The organism is Rheinheimera sp. NSM (assembly GCF_052380015.1).
Taxonomy (GTDB): domain Bacteria; phylum Pseudomonadota; class Gammaproteobacteria; order Enterobacterales; family Alteromonadaceae; genus Alishewanella.
The window spans coordinates 165,171-176,397 of the sequence record NZ_JBQTCI010000006.1 but is presented as its reverse complement, the minus strand read 5'-3'; the positions used below and the strand labels follow the sequence as shown (position 1 = coordinate 176,397).

General features: G+C 52.5%; 10 protein-coding genes. 5 read left to right on the top strand and 5 right to left on the bottom strand.

All coding sequences use genetic code 11. The annotated features are described in order from the left end of the window. Window positions 1-63: 63 nt before the first annotated feature. Window positions 64-738: a ChrR family anti-sigma-E factor gene (locus tag ACTZWV_RS16625; RefSeq protein ID WP_444787613.1), complete on the bottom strand. Its 675-nt coding sequence runs from the start codon at window positions 736-738 to the stop codon at window positions 64-66. Next, window positions 722-1,306 (bottom strand): sigma-70 family RNA polymerase sigma factor, encoded by a 585-nt coding sequence (locus ACTZWV_RS16620; RefSeq protein ID WP_444787612.1) that lies wholly within the window; start codon window positions 1,304-1,306, stop codon window positions 722-724. The genes ACTZWV_RS16625 and ACTZWV_RS16620 overlap by 17 nt, the downstream gene beginning before the upstream one ends. Before the next feature lie 255 nt (window positions 1,307-1,561). Here ACTZWV_RS16620 and ACTZWV_RS16615 point away from each other — a divergent pair, with 255 nt between their 5' ends. Then, window positions 1,562-2,170, top strand: coding sequence for an FMN-dependent NADH-azoreductase (locus ACTZWV_RS16615; RefSeq protein ID WP_444787611.1), 609 nt, complete (start codon window positions 1,562-1,564; stop codon window positions 2,168-2,170). Between the two features lie 186 nt (window positions 2,171-2,356). Beyond that, window positions 2,357-4,864 (top strand): prolyl oligopeptidase family serine peptidase, encoded by a 2,508-nt coding sequence (locus ACTZWV_RS16610; protein ID WP_444787610.1) that lies wholly within the window; start codon window positions 2,357-2,359, stop codon window positions 4,862-4,864. A 196-nt stretch (window positions 4,865-5,060) separates the two neighbouring features. Here ACTZWV_RS16610 and mscL read toward each other — a convergent pair whose 3' ends face one another. Beyond that, window positions 5,061-5,462 carry a large-conductance mechanosensitive channel protein MscL gene (mscL, locus tag ACTZWV_RS16605; RefSeq protein ID WP_444787609.1) on the bottom strand — a complete coding sequence of 134 codons (402 nt, stop codon included), beginning with the start codon at window positions 5,460-5,462 and terminating at the stop codon, window positions 5,061-5,063. Window positions 5,463-5,604: 142 nt separating this feature from the next. Continuing rightward, window positions 5,605-6,291, bottom strand: coding sequence for an RluA family pseudouridine synthase (locus ACTZWV_RS16600; RefSeq protein ID WP_444787608.1), 687 nt, complete (start codon window positions 6,289-6,291; stop codon window positions 5,605-5,607). 104 nt (window positions 6,292-6,395) lie between these two features. Between ACTZWV_RS16600 and ACTZWV_RS16595 the strand changes: the two genes are divergently transcribed. Continuing rightward, window positions 6,396-7,070: an RluA family pseudouridine synthase gene (locus ACTZWV_RS16595; RefSeq protein ID WP_444787607.1), complete on the top strand. Its 675-nt coding sequence runs from the start codon at window positions 6,396-6,398 to the stop codon at window positions 7,068-7,070. A gap of 40 nt (window positions 7,071-7,110) precedes the next feature. Next, the gene (locus tag ACTZWV_RS16590) at window positions 7,111-8,691 is read left to right on the top strand and encodes an L-lactate permease (protein ID WP_444787606.1); all 1,581 of its coding nucleotides are present in this window, start codon (window positions 7,111-7,113) and stop codon (window positions 8,689-8,691) included. Here ACTZWV_RS16590 and rrtA read toward each other — a convergent pair. Further along, complete coding sequence (gene rrtA / locus ACTZWV_RS16585; RefSeq protein WP_444787605.1) at window positions 8,677-9,330, bottom strand: rhombosortase; 654 nt, start codon at window positions 9,328-9,330, stop codon at window positions 8,677-8,679. The genes ACTZWV_RS16590 and rrtA overlap by 15 nt on opposite strands. Window positions 9,331-9,473: 143 nt before the next feature. Here rrtA and ggt point away from each other — a divergent pair, with 143 nt between their 5' ends. Continuing rightward, a complete protein-coding gene (ggt, locus tag ACTZWV_RS16580; protein WP_444787604.1) occupies window positions 9,474-11,219 on the top strand; it encodes a gamma-glutamyltransferase in 1,746 nt (581 codons plus the stop codon). The last annotated feature ends 8 nt before the right edge of the window (window positions 11,220-11,227 follow it).

Sequence of the window (11,227 nt, the reverse complement as noted above, 5' to 3'; positions counted from 1 at the left end):
ACCGTAAAAATACGCCGGCAAATGCCGGCGTGAAGTACTTCCTGCTAAGTAAAACAATGTTGCTCAGTAAAAGAACTGTTGCAAAGGGTTGAGTAATCGCGTCAGGCCTTTTTTAAACTGCAGCGGGGCGCTCAGTACCGACAAACATAAACAGTCCTCGTCCGCCAAAGTACGCGGCGTGTGCGTATCATCGGGCGAATTAATCAGTAAATCGCCGGCGCAGTACTCGCCGTTTTCATCGACAATTTTACCGGCCAGCACCAGCGTCATTTCCAAACCCAGATGGGTATGCTGCGGCACTTCCGTATCTTTGCTGATGTAAAGCAGCGACACATGATGCTCTGCACCGGCCGGCAGTTTTGCTGTGGCAATACCGCCTAAATGCAGCCATTTACCATGATTAGCCGCAAGGCGTTGCAGGGCACGGGGCAGCAAAAATTCACGTTGATTCACCACTATAGGCTGCGGGGCTGCCGGCATAGCGGGACGGGGTTTGGCTTGCTGCGGCTGGGCCGTAATAGCCGCCAGCATGTCGCTCCAGTCGTCAGTACCGGTTTTCACCGGTTGTTTTTCCAGTTGTGCTGCCAGGTCAACGGTAATATCGTGGCTTAAACGCTGGCAATGCGGGCACAAATCTATATGGGCAGCAACCGCCAGCGCCACATCGGCCGTTAAAGTGCCTTCGGCATATTGTTCCAGCAATGACATGCCCGGGTGATATTTAATTGCGTGCGCCATCTAATGCCTCTCTTAATCTGTCCAGCGCCAGGCGGATACGTGACTTTACCGTGCCCAGTGGAATGGCCAGCTCGTCTGATACTTCCTGATGTGTTTTTTCCTGCAGGTAAACTTTTTCCATTACTTCACGCTGCGAAGGTGGCAAGCGGTTAAAGTGTGGCGCCAGTTTTTCTGTCAGCAATTGATTGTCCCATTGCCCGGCATCACTGTCAGACTCCGGCTCGGGGTATTCACCGTTGAGCCATAAATCGTCGGCACTGATATCGTCTTTGCGGCTTTGCTTTTTGCGCAACATATCAAAACGTACGTTACGCGCTATGGTAAAAATCCAGGTGGAAGCGCAGCCGCGCGATGCATCAAATAAGGCGGCTTTTTTCCATACATTCAGCATGGTGTCCTGCACCATTTCCAATGCCTGCTGTTCATTACCAAACATTTTCATGCCAAAGGCTTTCAGCCGTGGCGCAAAGTAACTGAACAAATCAGCATAGGCGCTTTTGTCGCGTTGCAAGGCGACAAAGGTCAGAGCGTCTTCCCATTGCGTATTGCTGCTTTGTTGCTCTGTCATAGCGGCCGGAGTATCCGTAAGAGGTTTAAGTCCTCTATCATGCCTTGGTACGCTGACTGACTTCAACATGTTTCATGTTCCCGATTAGGTCGCTCAACGACGTGAATGCTGCATTGTGCTTTATTTACGCTCTGCCACAGGCAGTGGATTGGTTATTTAATAAATTAAAAAATAGAAAGATATGTGCGTTTTAATCTGATTTTCATCCTAAAAAATTACTTTATTATAAAGCTAACTGAAAAGCAGGAGATGATGATGAAACAGATTTTAGTAATTAACAGTTCTATAAACGGTGATAAAGGCCATTCAGCTCAGTTAGCGCAGCAATTTATTGCACAGTTACCGCAAGGCGGTTTTAAACTGGATACGCTGGATTTAAACGCCACCCCGATACCACACCTGGAGATGGCAGAGATGGCCGCCTGGATGACACCGGCGGAGCAGCGCAGCAGCACTCAGCAGCAGCTGGCCGCCATCTCAGACGATATTATTGAGCGTATTAAAGCGGCTGACGTGATTATTGTCGGTGTGCCGATGTACAACTTTGGCGTACCATCGCAGTTAAAAGCTCTGCTGGATCGCGTTGCCCGCGCCGGCATCACTTTTAAATATACCGAGCAGGGCCCTGTAGGCTTGCTGGATGATAAACCAGTGGTGATTTTCGCAACCCGCGGCGGTGTGTATCAGGGTACCGGCCTGGACAGCCAAACGCCGTTTTTACAGACCTTCTTTAACTTTGTCGGCTTAAAAGATCTACACTTTGTTTATGCCGAAGGACTGAATATGGGAACTGACGCACAGCAGGCGGCACTTACCGCAGCCAGCGCGCGTTTAGCGCAGATCAGCGCTAATATAGCGGCTTAACTTCTCCACAGCTGTTCGAATACCTGTTATTCACGCTGTTTTTTAGCCGGCCCGGTTTGGGCCGGTTTTTTTATGCCGCTTAATCTTATCTGCTCTGCTGTCAGCCGCATTATTGCACTGCTGTGTTGCGTTAAAGCGCCGGGCTTTGTATAACAGGGCGTCTTTTATCACTATAAGAATCTTGCTATGAACATGACCCGTCATTCTGTGCTGGCTGTGGCAGTGTGCAGCCTGGTGCTGGCCGGCCCACTGCAGGCAAAAAAAGCCGAACCGCAAACCTATACTACCACCAGCATCAGTGTGCCTGCTGTGCATCAGGCTGATAACAGTATTCAGCTGACCATGGAACAAATTATGGCAGACCCGGACTGGCTTGGCCGCCAGCCGGAAAGTGCGCACTGGAGTGCAGACAGCAGCCGGGTGTACTACCAGCGTAAGCGCGAGGGCAGTGAACTGCGTGACTGGTATGTCAAACCTGTTGCAGCAATTGATAGCGGGGCAAATGGCAGCATAGATAACGGCACTGCTGTAGCGCTGGCTAACTTGCATGAAACCGGCAGCGCTCAAGCGGTATATAACAAAGATCGCAGCCTGCAGGCGTGGATCTTTGAAGGCGATGTGTTTGTTCGCACCATGAATAACGATTCGGGCGCGGCTGCCGTTACGCAACTGACCCGTGACAATGCTGTACAAAGTGCGCCGCAGTTTTTGCTTGATGGCCGGCTGGCCTACCGCGAAGGCTGGACCTTTTATGCGCAGGATATAACCGGCGGCACGCGTACAGAGCTTGCCAGCCTGAAACTGGCCGATAAACCCAAAGCTCCGGCCATCCCGGGCGGTTATCTGGCACAAGAGCAGCATAAGCTGATTGAATTTGTTGCATTGCAGCAAAACACCGCACAGCAGCGGTATCAGGCTAAGCAGCAATTACAACAGCAAAATGCCAGCCTGGCACCAACGGCATTTTATTTAGGTAAAGATATGCAGGTGGTAGCTGCCAGTTTGTCGCCTAAAGCCAACTATTTAATGGTCGCGGTACGCAAGGCTACCAAGCGTAACGACAAAGACATTATGCCGAACTATATTACCGCCAACGGTGATATTGCGGCTGAGCCGGTGCGGGCACGGGTACATGATGTAACACCACAACCACAGCGTATTTTATTGTTGAACCTGCAGGATGGCAGCCGTGCAGAGCTGAGTTACACCAGTTTACCGGGTTATAACGAAGATGTGCTGGCAGAGGTAAAAGCCGAGAATGCCAAAGCGCGCGGCGAAAAATACAAGTCGGCCAAAGTGATCCGCGATATTGGCCTGATGACCGACTGGTACTGGAGCCAGAGTGCTATGCGCTGGCACAGCTCCGGCGACCAGGTGGCGTTGATGTTAAAGGCGCTGGACAATAAAGACCGCTGGATAGCGACGGTAGACTTAGCAAAGAAAACCCTGGTACCGCAGCACCGGCTGCACGACACCGCCTGGGTTAACTATGCCTTTAATGACTACGGCTGGTTAAATAACAGCGATAGCCTGTATTACCTGTCAGAAGAGAGCGGTTACTCGCATTTGTATGTTAAACCGGTAAAAGGTAAAGCTAAAAAGCTGACCAGTGGCACTTTTGAAGTAAGCGATCCGGTGCTGAGCAGTGATGATCAATTTATTTATTTTAAAGCCAACGTAGCGCACCCGGGTAACTACGAGGTATACCGCGCCGTGCTGGCCGATGGTAAGACCGAACAGCTGACGCAATTGGGCGGCAACACTGATTTTACGCTGTCGCCGGATGAGCAAAAGCTGCTGTTAAATTTCTCCACTAACTTACTGCCAAACGAGTTATATCTGGCCGATGCCTGGCCGGGCAGCGCTATAACACGCCTTACCGATACTATTTCAGCGCAGTTTAAACAGTTGCCGCTGGTTGCTCCGCAGGTTGTTGCGGTGCCATCCAGCCATGGAGAGCAGCCGGTATTTTCTAAAGTGTATTACCCGGCAGATTATCAGCAGGGCGAAAAACGCCGTGCCGTTATCTTTAACCATGGCGCCGGTTATCTGCAAAACAGCGATTTAGGCTGGTCGGGCTATTTCCGCGAGTTTTTGTTCCACAACTTACTGGCACAACAAGGCTATGTGGTGATGGATATGGATTATCGCGCCTCTAAAGGTTATGGCCGTGATTGGCGTACCGCCATTTACCGGCGCATGGGTACGCCGGAAATTGAAGATTTAGCCGATGGCGTAGATTGGCTGGTGGCTAATGCCAATGTTGACCGTAACCGTATTGGTACTTACGGCGGCTCTTACGGTGGCTTTATGACCTTTATGGCGTTGTTTACCCGGCCGGATTTATTTCAGGCTGGTGCGGCGCTGCGACCGGTAAGTGATTGGGCCTACTATAACCATGCTTATACGTCGAACATCCTTAACACTCCGGCGATTGACCCTATTGCTTATGAGCGCAGCTCGCCGATTTACTTTAGCCAGGGCCTGAAAAAACCATTGCTGATCAATGCACCTATGGTAGATGACAATGTGTTCTTCCAGGATGTAGTGCGGTTGGTACAGCGTTTGATTGAGCAGGAAAATATTAATTTTGAAACGGCGATTTACCCGGTAGAGCCGCATGGCTTTCGTCAGCCCAGCAGCTGGCTGGATGAATACCGCCGGATTTATAAGTTATTTGAGCAGAATTTGTAAAGCACAGATAAAACTGCGATGAGGCAGGAAACCCGATTTTGTCGGCGCAGAGTGTCTGAGCCCTGCCGCAGGCAGTAGGGCGAGTTGCTGCGACGAGCCAAATCGGGTATTGCTGCCGCAGTCTTCGGGCTGTGATAAATAAAAAACGTCTCCCAAGGGAGACGTTTTTTATCCAACCGACATAGCTTAAGTGATATTACGGCTTTTTCAGCAAATCACGAATTTCTGCCAGTAATTTAATCTCTTCCGGCACTTCAGCTACTGCTGCTGGTTTGGCTTCTTCTTTTTTCTTCATCGAGTTCATTGCCTTAACGCCAAAAAATACAGCAAAAGCAATAATGATAAAATCAATAATAGTTTGTACAAACATGCCGTACTTGATCACTACCTCGGCTTGGGTTTCTGTTGCTTGCTGAATTACCACTGCCAGATCGCGAAAGTTAACGCCGCCTAACAGTACACCAATCGGCGGCATAATAACGTCATTGACAAAGGACGATACAATTTTACCAAAGGCGGCACCAATAATAATGCCCACCGCCATATCCACTACATTGCCACGCATGGCAAAAGCTTTAAACTCGTGCAGCATACTCATTGCTAAGCTCCTGTTTTATTATCGTTATGTAGCGCCGGTTGGGCGTAATCGCGCCGCTCAGCAGCTTAAAACACTATAGCTGGCAAAATACAATTTACCATTGCCACTGCCGGCAATTTTGTTGCTGCTTCAGGGTATTAGCTCAGGGTATCAGTACACCTTGGGCGCTGACAAAATCGCTGTCGGCGTCAAAACGCAGTCTGCTGCCGTTATACGGCTGGTTCAGCTCCAGGCTGGCAGCATGCAACATCAGCCGCGGGGCTGCAGCTAAGGCCTCTGGCGTGGCATAAAACGCATCACCCAAGATAGGGTGGCCAAGCTGCAGCATATGCATGCGTAACTGGTGCGAGCGGCCGGTAATCGGGGTTAATTCCACCAGGGCACGGTCGGCCAGTTGTTGCAGTACTTTATAGTGGGTAATAGCCGCCTTGCCGGCGCTAAAGCAGACTTTTTGTTTCGGCGGGTTGTGGCTGTCGGCGAGCAGCGGTAAATCGACAGTGCCTTCGGCCGGTACCGGCTTACCCCACACCAATGCCAGATAACGTTTACTTACCCGGCGTTCGGCAAATTGCTGCTTCAACGCCGCTTCGGCTTTGCGTCGCAGCGCCATCACCACGATGCCGGAGGTGGCTAAATCCAACCGGTGTACCAATAATGCCTGTGGATACTGTTGCTGCACGCGGCTGAGCAGGCAATCGGCCAAATGCGCGCCGCGGCCCGGGTTTGTTAATAAGCCGGCGGGCTTATTCAGCACAATAAGGTCTTTATCCTGGTACAGGATATTCAGCGGGATGCCGGTGGGCGGGCGGTAAATAAAGGCGTCAGTCATGGCGTGGTAAACTTAGCAATAAAGTGAGTAGCTTAGCTGAATTTATCCGGCAGACGAAGGGCTTTTACGGCATAATGGCCGCTGTTTATCCAGCGGAGAGCCTTATGAGTGACAGTGCAGAAGAATTGGTAGTATTGTCTGCCAGCAGCGAGCCATACCAAATAGTGTATGAAGATGATGTCCTGCTGGTGGTGAATAAACCGGCTAAGCTGTTAACGGTGCCCGGCCGCCATCCGCAAAATCAGGATTGCCTTATCCGCCGTGTAAAGCGCGAATTTCCCTTTGCTGAAGTGGTGCACCGGCTGGATTACGACACCTCAGGGTTAGTGATATTACCGCTAACCAAGCGGGTGTTGTCAGATATCAGTAAACAGTTTCAGGCCCGTAGCGTGCAAAAGCGCTATGTTGCGGTGGTAAACGGTAAGCTGGACAAAGCCAAAGGCGTGATTGATTTACCGCTGGCCGCCGACGAGCAGCAGCGGCCACTGTATAAAGTGTGTCAGCAACAAGGTAAGCCGTCGCAAACCCGCTATCAGTTAGTCAGCTACAACACGGCGACCAATCAAAGCCGTGTGCAACTGGAGCCGGTAACCGGCCGCTCGCATCAGCTGCGGGTGCATATGTTGGCGCTGGGCCATGCCATGCTGGGCGATACTTTGTATGCGCCGGCAGATATCGTAGCCCAAAGCCCGCGCTTATTGCTACATGCGGAATATATCCGCTTTGTGCATCCACTGAGTAAAGCGGTAATGGAGTTTAGCGCACCGGCGTCGTTTTAACACGGCGTTGGTGTAAATTGCAGCGTTAGCAGGAGCAAGGATGAGCTTATTACAACTGATCACTGCGTTAATGCCGCTACTCAGCGTGTTTAGCTTATTGGTGCTGCTGCGCATGCCGGCGCGCAGAGCTATGCCGCTTAGTCTGGTGTGTACCGCCTTATTAGCGTTCTTTGTCTGGCAGATGCCGCTGTTGCAGCTAAGCGCAGCCATCGCCGAAGGCCTGGTGATAGCACTAACCATTCTCTGGATAGTGTTTGGCGCCATCTTACTGCTTAAAGTGCTGCAGCAGACCGGCGCCATTGACAGTATTAAGCAGGGTTTTAGCCGCATCAGCAGTGATAAGCGGGTACAGCTGATCATTATTGCCTGGTTGTTTGGCAGCTTCCTCGAGGGCGCGGCCGGCTTTGGCACCCCGGCGGCTATTGCGGCACCATTATTGGTAGCGTTGGGCTTTAGCCCGCTCGCGGCTGTGGTGCTGGCATTAATTGCCGACTCCAGCGCCGTATCTTTTGGCGCTGTGGGTACGCCGGTGTTGGTAGGTTTGGCTCAGGGCGTACCCGGTATTACGCCGGCAGAGCTGCAACAGGTCGCGGTGCAGGCTATCAGTATTGATATCATGGTAGCTTCAGTGCTGCCGCTGTTGATGTGTGTGCTGTATTGCCGTTTTTTCAGCGCTACATCAGGCTGGCGTGCCGGTTTTGCGATGGCGCCCTTTGCGCTGTTAAGCGGCCTGGCGTTTACATTGCCGGCCTATGGTGTAGCGGTATTGTTGGGGCCGGAATTTCCCTCGGTGCTGGGGGCGTTAATTGGCTTGGCGTTGGTCTGCACTATGGCAAAGCGTGGCATTTTACTGCCAGCGCCATTTGAGCCGGCTGCAGTGCCTGCTGTGAGCTTTAACCAGGCAGGGCCCGGTCTGTTACGGGCCTGGTTGCCTTATATTATCGTGGCGTTGCTGCTGGTGCTGAGCCGGGTGCCGCAATTGCCCTTTAAAGCGGCATTGCAAAGTGTCAGTGTCAGCTGGCCGGATATCTTCGGCTCGGCCATTTCGGTTAGCGTTATGCCGTTATATCTGCCCGGCAGTTTATTTGTGCTTACGGCGCTGATCGCGTTACTGTTGCAAGGTGGTAGTGCGCAGCAACTTAAAACCGCTGTGCGGCAAAGCAGCGCCATGCTGTGGCCATCTTTTATTGCCCTGGCCGCCGCAGTGCCCATGGTGCGGATTTTTCTGCATTCAGATGTCAACGATGCCGGGCTGGCAGCGATGCCGTTGGCGCTGGCAGAACAGGCGGCTGAGCATCTGAGTACGATGTGGTTATTGATGGCACCCTTAGTCGGCGCGCTGGGGTCTTTTATTGCCGGCTCTGCGACCTTTTCTAATTTAATGTTCGGTAGTTTTCAACAGGCAATGGCGCAGGATGCCGCCCTTGAGGAAAGCTTAGTGCTGGCGCTGCAAATGCTCGGTGCCAATGCCGGCAATATGATTTGTGTGGTTAACGTGGTTGCCGCGGCCAGTGTGGTAGGGCTGAACGGCCGCGAGGGCGAGATTATCCGCTATACCCTGGTGCCGATGTTGTATTACTGCCTGGCCGCCAGTCTGGTCGCCTGGCTATTTTTTCTTTAGCAGCTGTCGCGCTATAGCGGCCAGGCCAATAACAATACCGCTTAGCAAGCCATACAAATGCGCATCAATAGCAACGTCGGCGTTAATCAGTGCCGCTAATTTGGCGTCCGGCCCATGCCATTGCTCCCACAGTACCTTGCCCGCGAGGCCTGCCAGCAGCAACCAGCCGGTAGTAAGTTTACGCTGAATATCCTGCAGTGCGCCCAGCGTCAGCATGGCGTGTAACAGCCCGGACAGCCCGACATAAATCTGCAGCTGCGGGCTGAACGCATACATTAGCAGGCTGATGGCCAATGCACAGAGCAACCAGCAGCACAGCAATTGACGGTAAGTGCAGTAACGGCCGTGCAGCAGCATGGCCAGCAGTAAACCGCCCAGGTTCAGCAGTAAATGCCAATAATTTGAATGCAGCAAATGGCCGCTGAATAAGCGCCAGTATTCACCCTGGCCGATAGCACTGCGGTGATACTGCAGCAGTTGTTGCCAACCGGGCGGTAATATTGCCAACAGCACTATTACAGCGCCGAGCAGCAGATAAGGCCAATAGCGGGGGGGGAATGGCAAAAAGCTGGGCAAGGTAAAGGTCGTCTGGTTAGGATTCAGGCCGTCTATGCAAAACGATCCGCTGCTTCGGGTCAAGTAAAATCTGCGCCGGCGCGTTGTACTGCCGGTTTAAACGGCAAAGCGTCAGGCTAAGCAGACCAGTGGCGCTAACGCATATTGATCTTACGCGGCTAACCGGGTAGGGTGTGATCACTTCAGTTTTACCAGATGTATTTGCTATGAGTGTTGCTTTGTTACTGTATCGCGCCGCTGTTGTGGCGTGTGGTTTCACCTTTTTTGCTGCAGCTGCGCAGCAGGAAACCCGCGAGCCGGAAGCGGCAACCGGTATTTATCAGCAACAGCTGGTCAGTGCCAAAAGCTATATGGTGGCCGCCGCCCATCCGCTGGCGACAGAAGCCGGCCGTGCAGTATTGGCCAAAGGCGGCAGTGCGGTAGATGCAGCTATTGCCACCCAGCTGATGCTGGGCCTGGTAGAGCCGCAAAGCTCCGGTATCGGCGGTGGCGCCTTTATGCTGCATTGGCAAGCTAAACAGCAGCAACTGACGACTTTTGATGGCCGCGAAATGGCACCGGCAGCGGCCACGCCGTTGTTATTTACTGAGCAGGGTAAACCAATGAATTGGCGCGAGGCCTATGTTGGCGGTAAATCGGTTGGCGTGCCGGGCGTAATTGCTATGTTGGCAGAGGCGCATCAGCAGTATGGTAAATTGCCCTGGGCTGAATTGTTTGCTGATACCATCAAGGCCGCAGAACAGGGCTTCCCGGTATCATCGCGCACCGCTAACCAGCTGGCAAAAGGCTGGAATAAAGGTATTACGCAGTTTTATGACAGCAAACAGTATTTTATGCCCAACGGCCAACCGCTGGCAGAAGGCAGCGTGCTGAAGAACCCCGCTTATGCCGCCACGCTGAAAGCCATTGCCGGCAAGGGGCCGGACGCTTTTTATCGTGGTGAGCTGGCCAAAGCTATCAGTGAGCGGGTGCAAACAGCGCCGGTAAACCCCGGCACACTTAGTGTTGATGATCTGGCTAACTACAAGGTAGTGCAGCGCGATGCGGTGTGCATGGCGTATCGGGTTTACAAGGTATGCGGTATGGCACCGCCCAGCTCCGGTGGTATAGCGGTAATGCAAATACTGGGCATTTTACAGCAGTACGAGGTTGGCAAACTGGCGCCGGACAGCGTGCAGACCACGCATCTGCTGGCTCAGGCGGCGAAACTGGCCTTTGCTGATCGGGAGCGTTATCTGGCCGATCCGGCCTTTGTTCAGGTGCCGGTAGAGGGCATGTTAGCGCCGGATTATCTGGCACAGCGTGCGGCTTTAATTAAGGCCAACAAAGCGGGTAAGCCGGCACAAGCCGGAATACCAAAGGGCGCGCCGGCGTTACTGCCTGCACCATCGCCGGAGCTGCCGAATACCAGCCATTTTTCTATTGTTGACAGTGACGGCAATGCCGTAAGCATGACCACCAGCATTGAAAACGTGTTTGGCTCCGGCCTGATGGTGGGCGGCTTTTTATTAAATAACCAGCTGACCGATTTTAGCCTCAGCCCGGAAATTGACGGCCATCTGGTGGCAAACCGGGTAGAAGGCGGCAAGCGGCCGCGCTCGTCAATGGCACCTATGATGGTGTTTGATGCTGATAATAAATTGAAACTGATAATAGGCTCACCCGGCGGCAGTCGCATTATTAACTATGTGGCACAAAGCATAGTGGCAGTGCTGGATTGGCAGCTTGATGTACAGCAGGCATTGAATTTACCACGTATTACCCATCGTAATGATTATCTGGCATTGGAAAAAGACACTGCGCTGGCGCAGCAACAGGCCGTGTTGGAAGATATGGGCTACAAAGTGCAGGTACAGGATTTAAACAGCGGCCTGCACGCCATTATGGTGACGGCGGACGGCTTGCATGGAGCCGCCGATCCGCGCCGTGAAGGCAGCGTAGCGGGCAAATAATCAGGGAT